The organism is Nitrobacter sp. JJSN (genome assembly GCF_051912485.1).
Taxonomy (GTDB): Bacteria; Pseudomonadota; Alphaproteobacteria; order Rhizobiales; family Xanthobacteraceae; genus Nitrobacter.
On record NZ_CP196822.1, the window covers coordinates 1,822,889 to 1,839,944 of the forward strand.

At 60.2% G+C, this 17,056-nt stretch carries 15 protein-coding genes; 2 read left to right on the forward strand and 13 right to left on the reverse strand.

Going from position 1 to position 17,056, the window contains the following annotated elements; all coding sequences use genetic code 11:
- The first annotated feature begins 77 nt into the window (after positions 1–77).
- A complete protein-coding gene (gltX, locus tag ACSZOQ_RS09070) occupies positions 78–1,502 on the forward strand; it encodes a glutamate--tRNA ligase (RefSeq protein ID WP_439925683.1) in 1,425 nt (474 codons plus the stop codon).
- Between the two features lie 143 nt (positions 1,503–1,645).
- On the forward strand, positions 1,646–2,947 hold the full coding sequence (gltA, locus tag ACSZOQ_RS09075; RefSeq protein WP_439925684.1) for a citrate synthase: 1,302 nt from the start codon (positions 1,646–1,648) through the stop codon (positions 2,945–2,947).
- Positions 2,948–2,975: 28 nt separating this feature from the next.
- Here the strand turns inward: gltA and lpxB are convergent, their stop codons facing one another.
- The 13 genes from lpxB to tsf all read right to left on the reverse strand — a co-directional run bounded on the left by lpxB (position 2,976) and on the right by tsf (position 16,944).
- Positions 2,976–4,178, reverse strand: a complete 1,203-nt coding sequence (gene lpxB, locus ACSZOQ_RS09080; protein ID WP_439925685.1) for a lipid-A-disaccharide synthase — start codon at positions 4,176–4,178, stop codon at positions 2,976–2,978.
- Positions 4,178–5,035, reverse strand: coding sequence for an LpxI family protein (locus ACSZOQ_RS09085; RefSeq protein WP_439925686.1), 858 nt, complete (start codon positions 5,033–5,035; stop codon positions 4,178–4,180). The genes lpxB and ACSZOQ_RS09085 overlap by 1 nt, the downstream gene beginning before the upstream one ends.
- Positions 5,036–5,054: 19 nt before the next feature.
- Complete coding sequence (gene lpxA, locus ACSZOQ_RS09090) at positions 5,055–5,861, reverse strand: acyl-ACP--UDP-N-acetylglucosamine O-acyltransferase (RefSeq protein ID WP_439925687.1); 807 nt, start codon at positions 5,859–5,861, stop codon at positions 5,055–5,057.
- Positions 5,861–6,316 carry a 3-hydroxyacyl-ACP dehydratase FabZ gene (gene fabZ, locus ACSZOQ_RS09095; RefSeq protein WP_439925688.1) on the reverse strand — a complete coding sequence of 152 codons (456 nt, stop codon included), beginning with the start codon at positions 6,314–6,316 and terminating at the stop codon, positions 5,861–5,863. The genes lpxA and fabZ overlap by 1 nt, the downstream gene beginning before the upstream one ends.
- A gap of 3 nt (positions 6,317–6,319) precedes the next feature.
- Positions 6,320–7,405, reverse strand: coding sequence for a UDP-3-O-(3-hydroxymyristoyl)glucosamine N-acyltransferase (lpxD, locus tag ACSZOQ_RS09100; protein WP_439925689.1), 1,086 nt, complete (start codon positions 7,403–7,405; stop codon positions 6,320–6,322).
- Positions 7,406–7,437: 32 nt separating this feature from the next.
- Positions 7,438–9,969, reverse strand: a complete 2,532-nt coding sequence (bamA, locus tag ACSZOQ_RS09105) for an outer membrane protein assembly factor BamA (RefSeq protein ID WP_439925690.1) — start codon at positions 9,967–9,969, stop codon at positions 7,438–7,440.
- 283 nt (positions 9,970–10,252) lie between these two features.
- Positions 10,253–11,407, reverse strand: a complete 1,155-nt coding sequence (gene rseP, locus ACSZOQ_RS09110) for an RIP metalloprotease RseP (protein ID WP_439925691.1) — start codon at positions 11,405–11,407, stop codon at positions 10,253–10,255.
- A gap of 46 nt (positions 11,408–11,453) precedes the next feature.
- On the reverse strand, positions 11,454–12,677 hold the full coding sequence (dxr, locus tag ACSZOQ_RS09115; protein WP_439925692.1) for a 1-deoxy-D-xylulose-5-phosphate reductoisomerase: 1,224 nt from the start codon (positions 12,675–12,677) through the stop codon (positions 11,454–11,456).
- Between the two features lie 3 nt (positions 12,678–12,680).
- Positions 12,681–13,523, reverse strand: a complete 843-nt coding sequence (locus tag ACSZOQ_RS09120; RefSeq protein ID WP_439925693.1) for a phosphatidate cytidylyltransferase — start codon at positions 13,521–13,523, stop codon at positions 12,681–12,683.
- Between the two features lie 168 nt (positions 13,524–13,691).
- The gene (locus tag ACSZOQ_RS09125; protein WP_439925694.1) at positions 13,692–14,450 is read right to left on the reverse strand and encodes an isoprenyl transferase; all 759 of its coding nucleotides are present in this window, start codon (positions 14,448–14,450) and stop codon (positions 13,692–13,694) included.
- A gap of 18 nt (positions 14,451–14,468) precedes the next feature.
- Entirely contained in the window at positions 14,469–15,032 is a 564-nt protein-coding gene (frr, locus tag ACSZOQ_RS09130) for a ribosome recycling factor (protein ID WP_439925695.1), read from the reverse strand.
- A 53-nt stretch (positions 15,033–15,085) separates the two neighbouring features.
- Positions 15,086–15,802 (reverse strand): UMP kinase, encoded by a 717-nt coding sequence (gene pyrH, locus ACSZOQ_RS09135; RefSeq protein ID WP_439925696.1) that lies wholly within the window; start codon positions 15,800–15,802, stop codon positions 15,086–15,088.
- Between the two features lie 218 nt (positions 15,803–16,020).
- The gene (gene tsf, locus ACSZOQ_RS09140; protein WP_439925697.1) at positions 16,021–16,944 is read right to left on the reverse strand and encodes a translation elongation factor Ts; all 924 of its coding nucleotides are present in this window, start codon (positions 16,942–16,944) and stop codon (positions 16,021–16,023) included.
- Between the last annotated feature and the right edge of the window lie 112 nt (positions 16,945–17,056).

Genomic DNA, 17,056 nt, shown 5'->3' on the forward strand with positions numbered 1-17,056 from the left:
CCAAATAGCCGTGCATGCGAATCCCGGGTGTGATAAACGGCCGCCGACACCTCCTGAATGGTTCAGATCCTCGAAAAATGACCGCACCCGTCGTCACCCGCTTTGCTCCGTCTCCGACCGGTTTTCTTCACATCGGGGGCGCACGAACCGCGCTGTTCAACTGGCTCTACGCGCGCAAGCGCGGCGGCAAAATGCTGCTTCGGATCGAGGACACCGATCGCGCGCGCTCCACGACGGCTGCAATCGAGGCCATCCTCGACGGGCTCAAATGGCTGGGAATCGAGTGGGACGACGATGTCGTCTACCAATTTTCCCGCGCCGCGCGGCATCGCGACATCGCTGAGCAGTTACTTGCCGAAGGCAAAGCTTACCGATGCTACGCGACGCCGGAAGAACTGGCTGAGATGCGGGAGAAGGCGCGCGCCGAGGGCCGCACCAGACTTTACGACGGCCGCTGGCGTGACCGCGATACGTCGGAAACTCCGCCGGACGTCAAACCGACCATCCGCCTCAAAGCGCCTCTGACCGGCGAGACTGTGATCGAAGATCAGGTTCAGGGGCGTGTTGCCTGGCAGAATGAGAACCTCGACGACCTCGTGCTGCTGCGTGGTGACGGCAATCCGACCTACATGCTCGCGGTCGTGGTCGATGATCATGACATGGGCGTGACGCACATCATTCGCGGCGACGACCACCTTATCAACGCCGCTCGCCAAAAGCAGATCTACGATACCCTCGGATGGGCTATCCCGACGATGGCCCACATTCCCCTCATCCACGGCCCCGATGGATCGAAGCTCTCCAAGCGTCACGGCGCGCTCGGAGTGGATGCCTACCGCGACATGGGATATCTGCCGGCGGCACTTCGCAACTATCTCGTCCGGCTCGGCTGGAGCCATGGCGACCAGGAGATTTTCTCCACACAGGAAATGATCGATGCGTTCGACCTGTCAGCGATCGGACGTTCCGCGGCACGCTTCGACTTCGCCAAACTCGAAAATCTCAACGGCCACTATATCCGCAATTGCGATGACCACGTTCTTGTAGACCTGTTCCAGGACGCGCTCGATTACGTTCCCCGCGGAGCGGACCTCAAGCCGAAACTCAACGACGTCACGCGCGGACAATTGCTGCGCGCGATGCCCGGACTCAAGGAACGAGCCAAAACCCTGATCGAGCTGATCGATAGCGCCCGGTTTATCTTCGCCGATCGACCATTGACTCTGGACGCGAAGGCTGCCGCATTGCTGACGTCGGAGACCCGCGCACTCATTGGCAGGCTTCGCGCCGCACTTGAATCAGTCACATCGTGGAGCGCGGAGACCACCGAAGCCGTGATGCGAGCCTTCGCCGAGCAAAACAATCTGAAGCTCGGCGCGATCGCACAACCGCTTCGCATCGCCTTGACGGGACGAACGACGTCGCCAGGCATATTTGACGTTCTCGCCGTACTTGGAAAGGAGACGTGTTTAGCTCGGCTTGACGATCAAAGCTCGCCGTGATGCCGACCATCGTATTTTGGGCGATCTTGCGGTGCACACAGCAATACGATACCCATTGCGCGGCGCTTCTGGAATGACCGACTAGTCTCTGTCCCATCGAGAGAACTGGGCGGCCCGCAACGATCTCATCGGGGGGCTTCGCGATGAACGCAACAAGCACAAAAACCGCAACGCTGACGGTCGACAAGAAGACCTACGAGTTTCCCGTTTTGAGCGGCACAGTCGGACCGGACGTCATCGACATCGCCAAGCTCTACGCACAGACGGGTCTGTTCACCTATGATCCTGCCTTCACGTCCACCGCCAGCTGCCAATCCAAGATCACTTATATCGACGGCGACGCAGGCGTCCTGCAGTATCGCGGTTATCCGATCGAGCAGCTTGCGGAAAAAGGCGATTTCCTCGAGACCTGCTATCTGCTGCTCTACGGTGAATTGCCAACGGAGCCGCAAAGGAAAGATTTCAACAAGCGCGTCATCCACCACACCATGGTTCACGAGCAAATGGCGCGGTTTTTCCAGAGCTTCCGCCGCGACGCTCATCCCATGGCCGTGATGGTGGCTGCGGTCGGTGCGCTCGCAGCGTTCTATCACGACTCCACCGACATCAACGATCCCAATCAGCGCGTGATCGCATCGATGCGCATGATCGCGAAGGTTCCGACGCTGGCTGCGATGGCCTACAAATACACGATCGGTCAGCCGTTCATGTATCCAAAGAATTCGTTGAGCTTTGCGGAGAACTTCCTCTACATGTGCTTCGCCGTGCCATGCGAGGATTACAAGATCAATCCCGTTCTGGCAGGCGCGCTCGACAAGATCTTCATTCTGCACGCCGACCACGAGCAGAACGCCTCGACATCGACCGTGCGTATCGCGGGTTCGTCAGGCGCAAATCCGTTCGCTTGTATCGCCGCGGGCATCGCCTGCCTGTGGGGACCGGCACACGGCGGCGCGAACGAGGCAGCGCTTGCCATGCTCGCCGACATCGGAACGGTCGACAAAATTCCCGATTTCATCGCGCGAGTGAAGGACAAGAACAGCGACGTCCGCCTGATGGGCTTCGGACACCGGGTCTACAAAAACTACGATCCGCGCGCCAAGATCATGCAGAAGATGTGCCACGCAGTGCTCGACGAGACCGGCCACGGCGACGATCCGATGCTCAAGGTAGCCATCGAACTTGAGAAGATCGCTCTGAACGATCAGTATTTCATCGATCGCAAGCTGTATCCCAACGTCGATTTCTATTCGGGCATCACGCTGAAAGCGATGGGCTTCCCGACGTCGATGTTCACCGTCCTGTTCGCGGTCGCGCGTACTGTCGGCTGGATCAGCCAGTGGAGCGAGATGATCGAGGATCCACATCAGAAGATCGGCCGCCCGCGACAGCTTTACACCGGCGCGACACGGCGCGATTACGTTGATATGGCCAACCGCAAGTAAGCTCTCGAAATGAAGCGGAGCGATGCCGCTACGGGCGTCCGCCCTCGGGCCTGCGGGACGCACGCATGGTTTCAAGGACGATATCCGCCGCCCGCGCGCTCGGCGACTGTTGTCCCGTCATCATGATCGCATCGAGCTTGGAGAAGGCCTCGAGCTGACGTCGCCGCAGCGACGTCTCTCCCAGAACGTCATGCAACGCTGCCGCCAGCTTGTCCGGCACGCAGTCTCCCTGAAGGAATTCGGGAATAACGTTTTCGCCAATCACAAGATTTGCAAGGATGACCGAGGCGAGGCGCACCACGCGCTGTGCGATCCAGGCCTCCACTGCACCTCCCCTGTAGGCGGTGACCATCGGAACGCCGGCCAAGGCAAGCTCAAGCGTTACGGTGCCTGACTTGGCCAGTGCTGCGCGCGCCACGCGGAAGGCGGCGCGCTTTTCACTCTCGCCGACCACGACCTGCGGTCGAAGCGGCCAGCTCGCGACCGCTGTTGTGATCTCGTCGACGAGATGCGGCATCGTGGGCAAAATTACTTCAATCCCGGGAGTGCCTAGCTGCAGTGCTCCGACGGTGTCTCCAAAGACGGACATGTGATGGCGGATTTCACTGCGCCGGCTTCCGGGCAATACCAGAAGCGTCGGCGGCTGTGCATCGCGCCGATGACGCTCCTGTGCGTCCGGCCGCAGCATTCCGACCTGCTCGATCAGCGGATGTCCGACATAGGTGCAGGGCGGTCCTCCGAGCCTGCGATATTCCTCCGGCTCAAACGGCAGCAGCGCCAGCACATGATCCACATAGCTGCGCATGGCACGCGCCCGACCGGACCGCCACGCCCACACCGAAGGCGAGACGTAATCCACGATCGGCACCGCGGGACGCCGCGCACGCACGCGCCGCGCCACACGATGGGTGAAGTCGGGACTGTCGATAATGACGAGCATGTCCGGCGCAGCCGCGATCACGGCATCGGCGGTGTCGCGAATCCGGCGCAGGATTGAGGGAAGCTGCTTCACCACGGCCGTGAACCCCATGATCGACAGATCTTCGATCGGGAACAACGACACCAGGCCCTCGCGCGCCATTGACTGACCGCCGACGCCTTCGAACCGCACGTCATCATCGAGCCGCTGCCGCAGAGCTTTCATCAGGCTCGAGCCGAGGCGATCGCCTGACTCCTCCGTCGCGATGAAAAATATCCTTCGGGAGCCGTTTGCAGCTGTCCCGTCAGGCATCATGCGGAAAGCCCGACAACGAACAGGCCCGATGCATCGGCCGCGCCGACCAACGCCTGCGGTTCGGCGACGAGCGTATTGCCAGCGACAACGGCCATCCCCGCGAGTCCGGCCGCGGTCACATTCTCGATGGTTCGCGGACCCAGTGTCGGCAGATCGTAGCGCAAGTCCTGCCCGTTCTTCGGCGCCTTCACCAGAACACCGCGCGCAGCTTTGGCACGAATTCGTCCCTCGGCACGCAGTTGGGCAATACGAGCCAACAGTGCGTCCGTTCCCTCAATGCCTTCCACCCCGACCACATGACCGTCGATCACCACGGCGGCCTGTCCGATGTCGAAGGGGCTGAGGGCGCCCAGCACGTCCAGTCCCTTCGCTATGTCAGCGGCTGCGGATTGATCCGGCGCCTTCCGGGTCAGGCACCCCGCCGGCATCAGTAAATCCGGTGCGATATCCTTGATGCCGACCATTCGAAAACCGTCGCGCTCGAGGATGCGGCCAATCCCCGACAGCAAATGGTCATCGCCGCCGCGAAACGCTGCCAGAATGTGTCCCATCACCCGAATAGTTCCCCAATCCAGGCGGATCTCCGACAGTGCCGGACGAATCAGCGTTCCGATGAAAATCAGATCGCGACAATTTTCCGCGCGCAGCAGACGTACAGCCTTTCCGATCTGGCCGACCGAGATCCAGTGATGTCGAAATTGCGACACTTTCTCCGGATCGCAAACGCCTTTCAACGCGAAGAAAACCGGTTTGCCGCCCCGCGCCAAAAGCGAATCCGCAACCGCAAACGGCAGCACTCCACCTGCGGCAATCAAGCCGATCGGCGAAGATATATCCGAAACGCGATCAGTCATGGCTCGCCCGGTGGCTCCGCTATGCAGATCTGGTTGCACCGTCCTGCGGCAAGCATAGAGGGCGATGCTTTTCCTCGCCAATAAACGTCAGGATTTCCGCAATGGCAGGATCGTCTGACGCGCGGTGTTGAACGCGCTCGAGGCGGTCCGCAAACAGACCCGGCCCGTAAAACAGTTCCTGATAGAAGGACCTGACCTGGGCGAGACGCTCGCGGGTGAACTTGCGGCGCCTCATGCCGACCACGTTGAGGCCCTCAAGGTGCCCATGCTGGCCGTTGACGAAGCCATAGGGAATGACATCACCGCGAATGCCGGTAAGTCCGCCGATCATGGCTTGTCTGCCGATACGCGCGAACTGATGCACAGCCGAAAGACCGCCGATATAGACGTTATCTCCGATCTTGCAGTGCCCTCCCAGCGTCGCCGAGTTGGCAAAAATCACGTCATTGCCGACCTGGCAGTCATGGCCAATATGACTGTAGCTCATGAAAAACCCGCGAGCGCCGACACGCGTGACGCCGACATCCTTGGGGGTGCCGACGTTCATCGTCACGCTTTCGCGAATCGTGCAGCCGTCACCGATCTCAAGGCGCGTCGGCTCATCCCGGTAACCCAAATCCTGTGGCGCGCCGCCAAGCGCGGCGAACGGATATATCGTGCAATTTGCTCCGACGGTCGTGTGTCCCGCGATGGACACATGCGAGATCAGGCGACAGTTCGGGCCGAGGACGACATGAGGACCGACGGTGCAGAAAGGCCCGATTTCGGCCATCTCTCCAATTACGGCACCATCTTCAATCCGTGCGGTAGGGTCGATCCTGCTCATCAGTCGGTCAACATCGCGCCGACGTCGGCCTCGGCAACGGTCACGCCATTCACCTTCGCATCGCCGTGAAACCACCACATCGCCTTGCGCCGGCCGATACTGCGCATGTGATATTCGACGACATCGCCCGGCATGACCGGCTTGCGGAACTTGCACTTGTCGATGGTCAGGAAATACACCGCGCGGGGCTTTTGGGTGCCCTCTACCGACGTGATGCCGATAACGCCGGCCGTCTGCGCCATCCCCTCGATCATCAACACCCCCGGATAGACTGGTCGTTCCGGAAAGTGACCCTGGAACGCAGGCTCATTTATCGTGACGTTCTTCACGCCGATACCACTGTGATCGGCGCGAATGTTGATGACCCGGTCGATCAGCAGGAATGGATAACGATGAGGGAGAGTTTTGAGAATGGTGGCAATGTCCACTTCCTCGAACCTGATCGGTGACTCCATTACTCACGCCTCTCGATCCTCAGGATCGGGTTTTGCCGATCCGGCTTTTGGCGCACTGTTACGCGCCAGACGTTCCACCGCAAAGAGCTCGCGGTACCATTGCTTGGTCGGTTTCGCGAAATACCCCCCCCAGCGGCCATTTGGAGGAATATCGTCCTTGACCCCGCTCATCGCAGTGACCTGCGCGCCGTCACCAATGTGGAGGTGGTTATTGATCCCCACCTTGGCGCCCAGCGCGACGTTGTCGCCGATCGTCAGGCTGCCTGCCAGGCCAATCTGGGCGGCCAGCAGGCAACGCCTGCCGATCGTCACGTTGTGGCCGATCTGAACCTGATTGTCGACCTTTGTACCTTCCCCGATAACCGTGTCGCGCAGGCTGCCGCGATCGATGGTTGTGCCGGCACCGACCTCGACGTCGTTCTGGATCAACACGCGCCCGGCCTGTGGGACTTTCACGTGGCCTTCGGGGCCAAAGAACATAAAGCCGTAGCCATCCTGCCCAATATGGCAGCCGGGATGGATGAGAACATTGTTGCCGATAAGAGCGGCCTGAATCGTCGTGCCCGCACCGACGTTGCAGTTTCTGCCGATCCGGACACCGGGACCGACCACCGCACCCGAACCAATCACCGAGCCGGTTCCGATTTCGACTTCGGGACCGATCACCGCCAACGGATCGACGACAACCGAGTCTTCGAGACGCGCGGACGGATGAATGACGGCGGAGGCAGCGATGGCTGCATTGTCGAACCAGGATTGCGGTCGGAGCGCATCGGCATGAAAGTCTCGGGCGATCCTCACGAACGCACGAAACGGCGCCGTTGATCGCAGGACAGCCACGTGGTGTGGAACGCTGGCTTCGAATCGCGGGCTGACGAGACAGGCACCCGCCTTCGTCGTCGCCAGTTGGGCGGCATACTTGAGGTTGTCGAAAAACGCGAGGTGCATGGGCCCGGCCTGATCGAGCGAAGCGAGGCCGGTAATCCGCCGATCACCACGGGAAGCGTCGATTAACTCCGCTCCCGTCGACGCGGCGATCTCCGCCAGCGTCGCCAACTGCGGCGGCTTAAAGAATGTCGGTTGCGCCATTCCATCCGTCGCGGTGCGCGCCGTGATCACGCTCAGAACGTCGTTCCGCCGCCAAACCTGAACTCCTGCACGCGGTCATACTTGCCCTTCGTGATCGGCACGGCGTAGTCGAAGCGGAGCGGGCCAAACGGAGACTGCCAGATCAGACCGACGCCAACCGAGCTCCGGATCACGTTGGTGTCATCATATTGAAGACCGGCGCAGGTGCCCGAGGAACTCGACGTACCTGGCACACAGCCAGGCAGATTGACCTCGCCGGTCGCCAAGTTAGACGTCGGGCCCTTATAGCCCCAGAGCGAGCCGGCGTCCGCGTAAACGGCACCCTTCAAGCCCACCTCCTTCGGCAGGAACCAGAACGGCATTTGTAACTCGACCGAAGCGCCCCAGTACTGGGTGCCGCCCAAAGCATCCATCGTGCTGAGGTAATTGATATCGCGCGGACCGATGCCGTTCGGCGCGAAGCCCCGAACCAGATTGGGTCCCATCTGGAAATTATCCAGCATGCGAATTCCGTTTTGTCCGGCGTAAGCCCCGACGCTGTTCAGAACACCGCCTTGCAGATGGACTAGACCGACGATGTCCGAGACCAGCGGCTGATAGTACTTCGCATCGAGCGCGGTCTTCAGGTATTTGACGTCGCCGCCGACGCCGGCAAAGTCCTGCCTGAAATCGATCAGCAGACCCTCGTTCGGGTTCTTGTTGTTATCGAGGGTATTGTAGGTCAGCGTGTAACCAACCATTGAAGTCAGCGTTTGGCCGTTCAATTCCTGGCGGATCGGCAGTGAGGCTTCGCCGTCGGAGTAACAGCCGAGGGTTGAGCTGTTAAACGGACTCGCAGGGTTGCCGGCTGCGATAAAGGCCGGGCTCGGATTGTAGTTCGGGCTGCCAATGATATTGTTACAGTTCCGCAAGGCATCCGGCAGCCCGATTTCCTGCTGGTAGATCGAATAACGCAGTTGCAGGGTCAGATCCTCACGCAGGCCAAAACCGAGCCGCGGGCTGAAGCCGAGCGTCTTGACGTTATAGGAGATATAGCTGTTGGCGAGCTGCTCGCGCTGGTAGAAGTCGAGGCCGAGCGCGACGCGATAGTCCAGCAGGTAAGGCTCGACGAACGACAGCGAATATCCCCTGGCGTACTGGCCGTACTGAACCGAGGCCTTTGCAAACAGACCGCGGCCAAGCAGATTTCGCTCGGAGACGCTGACTTCCGCGAGCGCGCCCTGGGTTGTCGAATAGCCACCCGAAACCGAGAAGTCACCGGTCGACTTGTCCTCGACGTCAACGTCGAGAATCACGCGATCGCTCGATGATCCGGGCTCGGTCGTAATCTTGACCGTCTTGAAGAAATCGAGGTTCTTCAGGCGGCGCTCAGCGCGATCCACCAGTGATCGATTGTAGGCGTCACCTTCCGAGATATCGAACTCGCGACGGATCACATAGTCCCGCGTCCGCGTATTACCCCTGACGTTGATGCGCTCGATGTACGTTCTCGGGCCTTCGTCGATCGCGAATACGATCGATACGGTATGAGCATCGAAATTGCGATCGCCTCGGGGGCGCACCACCGCGAATGCAAATCCGCGACGCGACGATTCGACCTGCATCTCCTCGACGGACTTCTCAAGCGCTTCGGCGTTATAGAGCGCTCCGACGTTGACGCGCGAAAAGCTGCGCAGCGAATTTCCATCGAGCGAAGGAATCGACGACTCGAATGTCACCGACCCGACGCGGTACTGCTGGCCTTCTTCGATCTTGAAGGTCACGAGGAACCCGTGACGACCGGGATCGTACTCGGTCAAGGCGGCAACGATCTGAACGTCCGCAAAGCCGTGCTTCAGATAATAGCGGCGGAGCAAATCGCGATCGGCCTCGACGCGGTCCGGATCATAAACGTCCCCTCCTCCGAGGAAGCTCAGGAGGTTCGACTCGTGCGTCTTGATCACGTCCTTCAGGCGATAGGACGAAAAAGCTTGGTTGCCTATGAATTCGATCGACTTGATGCCGGTCTTGCCACCTTCGTTGACCGTAAAAATCAGATCGACGCGGTTGTTGGGTCGTTCGACGATCTCGGGGGTGACGCGCACATCGTAGCGGCCGGAGTGGCGATAGATTTCGACGATTCGCTGCACGTCGGACTGGACCATTGGTCTGGAGAACGTGCCACGCGGCTTGGACTGGATTTCCGCGGTCAGTTGATCGTCCTTGACCTTCTTGTTGCCTTCGAACGCGACCCGGTTGATGACCGGATTTTCCACGACCGAGACCACAATACGGCCCCCGACTCGGTTGATCTTGACGTCCTGGAACAGACCGGTCTCGATCAGCGCTTTCAACGCGTCGTCTATGCTCGCCTGGTCAAGGCGCCCGCTGGCATCCGGCTTGAAATACGAACGGATCGTCTCCAGTTCGACCCGGCGATTCCCCTCAACGGAAATCGACGACAGGGTCTGAGCGGCGGCTGACGACGACACAAGCGGGACGGTCACGACAGCAGCGACCGGCACGGCGACGGCGATCAGGGCGACGAGCAGTGTTCCCCTTAACACTCGCATTCCAACATTCATGCGCAGAGCGCCCTTATCAATTCTGATGCCGGTCCATACCCCTACGAACCGACAGATTCCCATTCGCGTTGCTTGTAGCCAATTTTTCCGTAGCGGCAAACGGCGTTTCGCAGTGCAATTCCAATTTAACTCCAAGACGTTGCCCAATAGCCACGCCCCCGATCACGATGATTGGATCGAATCGATCCAAAACCATGAACGTGATCGATTTTAACATTTTAGCGCGGGATGCGGACGGAAAACCGCTGCACGCTTTTCCTCATCCCGCTCACGGACGCGCGACTCACGAGCCGGCCAGATGCAGAATATCGTTGTAGGTCGCGAAGACCATCAACATCAGCACTAGGCCGAGGCCGATTCGAAAGCCCATTTCCTGTGCACGCTCGGACATTGGCCGGCCTCGAACAGCTTCGACCGCATAGAACAAAAGGTGTCCCCCGTCCAGCAGTGGAACCGGGAACAGGTTCAGCAGTCCGATGGATACTGAAAGAACGGCGGCAAGATGGATCAGCGCCCCAAGGCCGATCGTGGCGACCTGCCCGGATATTTGCGCGATTCGAAGCGGACCCCCGACCTGATCGGCAGCCTCGCGACCGGTGAAAATCCCACCGATATAAGCCAGCGTGCGGTCGACCACGAACCAGGTTTCCTTGACTCCCAGCCACAGCGCCGTCGCCGGATTAACTCTTTCCGTGGTGACATCTCCGGGCGAAGTCGCGCGTGAAATTCCGAGAATACCAATCCGGTGCTCGTTTCCAAACCTGTCCTTGATCTCCTTGAGCTCCGGCTTCCCGCGCAGATCAATGATCGAATCGCCGCGCTTCACGGCGAATGTCAGCGTCTCGCCAGCGCTGGTTCCGACGATACGCTGCATGTCTGAAAAGCTGTCGATCGTGCTGCCGTTGATTGCAGTCACGATGTCGCCGGGTTTGAAACCCGCCGCTTCGGCTGCGCTGCCCGCCTGCACCCCATCTACGCGTGCGGTCGTGCTGGGCTTGCCCAAAAACGTGAAAAGACCGGCGAAAATGAAGATCGCGAGGATGAAGTTGGCGACCGGCCCCGCAACCACGATCGCGGCACGCGGACCAACCTTCTTGTGATGAAAGCTGCCGGCGCGCTCCTCCGCCGTCATGGATGCGAGGGTCGCGCTGCTCGACGGCGTGCTCGCTTCGGAATCATCGCCAAAAAACTTGACGTATCCGCCGAGGGGAATGGCGGAGAGCTTCCAGCGCGTCCCGTGCCTGTCGTTGAATCCCGCCAGTTCGGGGCCAAAGCCCACGGAGAAAGTCAGGACCTTCACGCCCGCCCAGCGAGCAACCAGAAAGTGGCCGAGCTCGTGAAAGAAAACGACAATGGTGAGGACAAACAGAAACGGAACAAGGTAACCAATCAAACCGGAAGTTAATGTATTGAAACCATGAAGAAAAAACTCGGCCATTCCGTTTCCCTCGTCCAGCGCCGGAGGCCCTGTTCCCGGTCACCCTCTAGGTGGCCTTTGCGGCAATTTGAGGCAATAGCGACGCGGCCATATTTCGCGCGTTATGGTCAACGGCGATGGCATCGTCCGCCGACCCCAGAGGCGCGAGATTTCCTGCTCGGATCCAGCCATTCATGGTGGCGTCGACCAGGCGCGCGATGGCGCCGAACCGGATTTTCTCGCCGATGAACGCCGCAACGGCGATCTCGTTTGCGGCATTATAGACCGTGGTTGCGCCGTTCCCTGTCCTCAGCGCGTCATAGGCAAGCCGCAACGCCGGGAATCTGGCGAAATCCGGCGCCTCGAAGGTCAGTTGTCCGATTTTAGCGAGATCGAGCTTCGCAGCCGGTCCGGCAATGCGCTCGGGCCAGCCGAGGCAATGCGCGATCGGCGTGCGCATGTCGGGGGTGCCGAGTTGAGCGACGACGGATCGGTCGGAGAACTCGACCATGCCGTGGACGATCGACTGCGGATGAACCAGAACGTCGATCTCGTCCGGCGTCAGCGCAAACAGGCAGGCGGCCTCGATGACTTCGAGCCCCTTGTTCATCATCGATGCTGAATCGATGGTAATCTTCTGTCCCATGCTCCAGTTCGGGTGCTTCAACGCCTGCGCCAACGTCGCCTTTTCGATATCGGCGGGTGCCCAAGTGCGGAACGGTCCGCCGGAGGCAGTAATGATCACACGCGTGAGTTCATCGCGATTTCCCGAACTCAGGGCTTGAAACAGGGCATTGTGTTCGGAGTCGGCCGGCAGGATGCAGGCCCCCGCCTTCACGGCGCGCTGCATGAAGAAGTCGCCGGCGCAGACGAGGCACTCCTTGTTCGCAAGCGCAATTGTCGTCCCGCGATCAACGGCTGCAAGCGCGGGCTTCAATCCGGCCGCGCCGCTCACCGCGGCCATGAGCCAGTCGGTCGGACGAGAAGCGGCCTCGATGATCGCGCTTTCACCGACGCCACACTCGATACCACTGCCCGCGAGTGCATCCTTCAACTCACCAAAACGCGCGGCATCGGCGATCGCCACAAACCGCGCGTCGAATTCCCGCGCCAGTTTGGCAAGGCCCGCAACGTTGGAATTCGCCGTCAGCGCTTCGACACGGTAGCGGCCGGGCGCGCCGCGCAACAAATCCATCGTGCTGTCACCGATCGATCCGGTCGCCCCCAGAACCGTCACGGTTCTGACGCCGGCTTGAACCGGCTTGTCGTTTTTCAACGGAACAGCACTCATATTTCACCAAACCATAAGCGCGCGACCGATGCCATCCGCATCGCCACGCAGAAATCCCAAAAGCGCGGCGAAAACAATCGCCGCTACAAAACCGTCGAGACGGTCGAGCAACCCGCCGTGCCCCGGAATGATCTGACTGGAGTCCTTGACCCCGAAACGCCTCTTGACCGCCGACTCAAACAGATCGCCCGATTGCGATACGACGGACAGAAAAGCAGCGAGCAACAGCAATGGAGTTATTTTTCCCAGACCAAACGCGGCAAATCCCGCGGCAACAGCAAGACCTCCGGCAAACCCGCCAACCGCACCCGCCCAGGTCTTCTTCGGACTGACGCGAGGCCACAATTTTGGTCCACCGATTCCGCGGCCCGCGAAATATCCCCCGATATCAGCCGCCCACACGACTAGCATGACAAAAATCAACGCGACGAACCCGTAGGCATCGTCGAGGCGGACCTGCGCCGACGCAAATGCGGCAGCCGCCGCATAACAGAACCCAGCCACCGACCAAAGCCGCGACCGTTGCGACATGGCGGCAACTGCCCCAGCGCCGAGCAGGAGAACAACCAACGAAAACACGCTATGTCCAAGCGCCAGACACAGGCCGGAAACAACGAGGCCGGCGATCCCTGCGGCGACCGTCTGCTTTTCCTGAGCGGCGCCGACGATCGTCAGCCATTCGACGTACATGCCGATGGCGGCGAGCACCACGAGACCGATCCATAGCGGCCCGCCAGCCCATGCGATCGCAATCGCAGCCGGCGCTAGAACCAGCGCTGCGATAATACGCGTCCGGAGATTTCGCGACTCCCCTCCGGCGGCCGGCGCTACCTGTTCCTGATTCACGCTAGTGTCCCGATTCCAGAGTTTGCATGTCCTTGCAGCAACCTTTGATGCAAACATCGGAATCAAAGGACACCAGCAACTTTATGATTCTAGTACCGCTTTCGATTTGAAATTCCTGAAGACGAACCCGCTGCAACTGATGCAGGAATTTCAAATCGGCGGTACTAGTCACGATCCGGTTTTCGCAGCCAGCCCGCCGAAGCGACGTTCGCGTCTGGCATATTCGGCAATCGCACCTTCGAGCGCCGCCTTATCAAAATCCGGCCAGTGAATCGGAACAAACACAAACTCGCTGTAGGCCGCCTGCCACATCAGAAAATTCGATAGCCGCTGCTCGCCGCTGGTGCGAATGATCAGGTCCGGATCGGGGATGTCAGGCGCGTCGAGGTACCCACCCAGCGTATCGGCGTCGATCGTGGCCGGATCGCGCTTGCCGTCCGCAACTTCCCGCGCAAGCCGCTGGGCGGCGTTCGCGATTTCCTGCCGCGAGCCGTAGTTAAACGCGACGACGAGATTGAGTCGGGTGTTGTCCTTCGTCAGTTCCTCGGCTTCGGTCAGCAGCGCGCAAATCTCCTGCTCCAGCCCCGCGCGCTCGCCGATGATGCGCACGCGCACGCCGTCGCGGTGCAGCGTCGCGAGGTCATTGCGGACGAACCTCCGCAGCAGGCCGAAGAGATCACGTATCTCCGTCGCGGGCCGCGACCAGTTCTCGGAGCTGAAGGAAAAAATCGTCAGATAAAGAATGTTCAGTTCGCTTGCGGCACGGACCACGCGTCTCAGCGCCTCGACCCCGCGGCGATGACCCTCCGCCCGCGGCAGCCCCCTGGCGGCGGCCCATCGGCCGTTGCCATCCATGATGATCGCAACGTGCAGCGGCGCATCGGCTTGGTCCGATCCCTCGATTGCAGGCGCAACAGCGTTCGACATCAGGTCAGTCCAGTCCGGCTAAACGGTGAGGATTTCCTTTTCCTTGCCCGCCAGCAATTGATCGATTTCGGAGATTACTCCGTCCGTCGCCTTCTGAACATCGTTCGCCAGGCGCTTCTCGTCATCTTCGGAAATGTCGTGGTTCTTCTCGAGCTTCTTGATTGCATCCAGGCCGTCGCGTCGCACATGACGAACCGCCACCTTGGCCGCCTCGGCATATTTGTGTGCGATCTTGACCAGTTCCTTGCGACGCTCTTCGTTCAGTTCGGGAATACGCAGGCGCAGTACCTGTCCTTCGGTGGCCGGGCTCAGTCCGAGGTTGGAATCGACGATCGCCTTTTCCACCGCCTTCACCATCGACTTGTCCCAGACCTGTACCGACAGCAGACGCGGCTCTGGGACACTGATCGTCGCAACCTGATTCAGCGGCATGTGGTTGCCATAGGCCTCGACCTGCACCGGCTCGAGCATCGACGCCGCCGCCCGTCCGGTTCGCAAACCACCCAGCTCGTGCTTGAGGGATTGAATTGCCCCCTGCATCCGGCGTTTCAACTCGTTGATATCGAAATTACCCGACGTCATACCGCTCTCCATCCGGAACCTGCACCGACCTACATCCAACTCGACGCCACGGATCAACTGGCGACGATCGTCCCATGGCCGGCGCCCCTCAGGATGGCGCCGATCGAACCCGGTTCGGCGATTGAGAATACAATGATAGGCAGCGACGTCTCGCGGGCAAGCGCGAAAGCAGTCGCATCCATGACCTTATAGCCGCCCTCGAGCGCCTGCGAGTGACTTAACCGTTCAAACCGCTTCGCAGACGGGTCTTTCTTGGGATCCGAACTGTATACGCCATCCACGTTCGTCGCCTTGAGTACGGCTTGCGCACCAATCTCTGCGGCACGGAGCACCGCCGTTGTATCGGTCGTGAAATAAGGATTACCGGTGCCGCCGGCGAGCAGAACAATACGGCCTTCCGAGAGATATTTGTGCGCTGCACTGCGGGTGAAGAGCTCGCAGACTTCGGGCATCACGAAGGCAGACAGGGCGCGGGCTGACTGCCCGCGGCGTTCGAGAGCCGCCTCGAGCGCGAGGCAATTCATGACGGTCGCAAGCATTCCCATCGTATCGCCGGTCGGGCGCGAAACGCCGCGGGACGATACTTCGACACCACGGAATATGTTTCCGCCACCGACAACAACCGCGATTTCAGTTCCCAGTTCGCGCGCCGCGGTCAGATCGCCGGCGATACGATCGATGGTCGGCTGGTCGATGCCGAAAGATTGCGAACCCGCCAGATATTCCCCGGACAGCTTAACGACAACACGACGATAGGCCGGCTCATCCATGATGCGTTAGCTCCGCCGCTAGTAGTCCGATTCTAACATTCGCAACCCGTTTCAGCGCGCCTTCTTACGAATGTTAGAATCGAAGGACCACTAGCAAATATAAGCTGCTAGTGGAGTTTTGAATTCGACATTCGCGTCCCCGACGCGCGGCAAGGTAGATCGCGAATGTCAAATTCACTCCACTAGTCTTGCTGTCCTCGCCCCATTCGGGCCTGGCGTTACCCCTGCCCGGCAGCCGCGGCAACCTCGGCAGCAAAATCGGATTCGGTCTTCTCGATGCCCTCGCCGAGACCATAGCGCACAAAGCCTGTAATTTTGACAGGCGCGCCAACCTTGCCCTCAGCTTCCTTGAGTGCCTGGCCGACGCTTTTCTTGTCGTCGAAGATGAACGGCTGCTCCAGCAGCGTCTGTTCCTTGAAGAAGGTTTTCAGGCCGGACTCGGTGATCTTCTCGATCATGGCTTCGGGCTTGCCCTGCTGCCGGAACTTGTCGGCGAGGATGTCCTTCTCGCGCTTGACGACAGCGGGATCGACCCCCGACGCATCGATGGCAAGCGGGTTTGAGGATGCGACATGCATCGCGATCTGACGGCCAAGCGCGGCGAGTTCGTCGGAGTTACCCGCCGACTCCAGCGCGACAATCACGCCCATTTTGCCAGCGCCGTCGATGACGGCATTGTGGACATAGCTCGCGACAAGCCCCTTGCTGACCTCGAGCAACGCCGCGCGGCGTAACGTCATGTTCTCGCCAATGGTGGCGATCGCGTCCGAGATCGCCGTCTCCACGGTGGCGCTGCCAACCTTGGCGGCCTTGATCACTTCAACGTTCGCGCCGACGCTGAGGGCGACCTGCGCCACCATCTTGACCAGTCCCTGGAACTGTTCATTGCGCGCGACGAAATCTGTTTCCGAATTGACTTCGACGACGACACCCTTGTTGCCGCTGGTGACGGTGCCGATCAGACCCTCGGCTGCAACGCGTCCTGCCTTTTTGGCGGCCTTCGACAGCCCCTTCTTGCGCAGCCAGTCGATCGCAGCCTGCATGTCACCGTTGTTTTCGGCCAGCGCCTGCTTGCAATCCATCATGCCGACGCCGGTGGTTTCGCGCAGATCCTTGACCATCGCTGCGGTGATTGTCGTCATTGCTGTGTGTCCTTTGCCTGTCAGGAGACTGCGGTGCAGCTCACGCCGCCACCGCCGCCTCAACTCAGGAAACAAGTCAGAAGATCCGGGGCGAAAGCGGGCGAACGTCAAA

What these genes read in the sequence shown, in the direction of transcription:
- lpxA (WP_439925687.1), bottom strand. Translation starts at nt 5,861, where the DNA reads ATGAGCAGGATCGACCCTACCGCACGGATTGAAGATGGTGCCGTAATT.
- bamA (WP_439925690.1), bottom strand. Translation starts at nt 9,969, where the DNA reads ATGAATGTTGGAATGCGAGTGTTAAGGGGAACACTGCTCGTCGCCCTG.
- gltX (WP_439925683.1), top strand. Translation starts at nt 78, where the DNA reads ATGACCGCACCCGTCGTCACCCGCTTTGCTCCGTCTCCGACCGGTTTT.
- ACSZOQ_RS09125 (WP_439925694.1), bottom strand. Translation starts at nt 14,450, where the DNA reads ATGTCGAACGCTGTTGCGCCTGCAATCGAGGGATCGGACCAAGCCGAT.
- pyrH (WP_439925696.1), bottom strand. Translation starts at nt 15,802, where the DNA reads ATGGATGAGCCGGCCTATCGTCGTGTTGTCGTTAAGCTGTCCGGGGAA.
- lpxD (WP_439925689.1), bottom strand. Translation starts at nt 7,405, where the DNA reads ATGGCGCAACCGACATTCTTTAAGCCGCCGCAGTTGGCGACGCTGGCG.
- frr (WP_439925695.1), bottom strand. Translation starts at nt 15,032, where the DNA reads ATGACGTCGGGTAATTTCGATATCAACGAGTTGAAACGCCGGATGCAG.
- rseP (WP_439925691.1), bottom strand. Translation starts at nt 11,407, where the DNA reads ATGGCCGAGTTTTTTCTTCATGGTTTCAATACATTAACTTCCGGTTTG.
- lpxB (WP_439925685.1), bottom strand. Translation starts at nt 4,178, where the DNA reads ATGCCTGACGGGACAGCTGCAAACGGCTCCCGAAGGATATTTTTCATC.
- ACSZOQ_RS09085 (WP_439925686.1), bottom strand. Translation starts at nt 5,035, where the DNA reads ATGACTGATCGCGTTTCGGATATATCTTCGCCGATCGGCTTGATTGCC.
- tsf (WP_439925697.1), bottom strand. Translation starts at nt 16,944, where the DNA reads ATGACGACAATCACCGCAGCGATGGTCAAGGATCTGCGCGAAACCACC.
- dxr (WP_439925692.1), bottom strand. Translation starts at nt 12,677, where the DNA reads ATGAGTGCTGTTCCGTTGAAAAACGACAAGCCGGTTCAAGCCGGCGTC.
- gltA (WP_439925684.1), top strand. Translation starts at nt 1,646, where the DNA reads ATGAACGCAACAAGCACAAAAACCGCAACGCTGACGGTCGACAAGAAG.
- fabZ (WP_439925688.1), bottom strand. Translation starts at nt 6,316, where the DNA reads ATGGAGTCACCGATCAGGTTCGAGGAAGTGGACATTGCCACCATTCTC.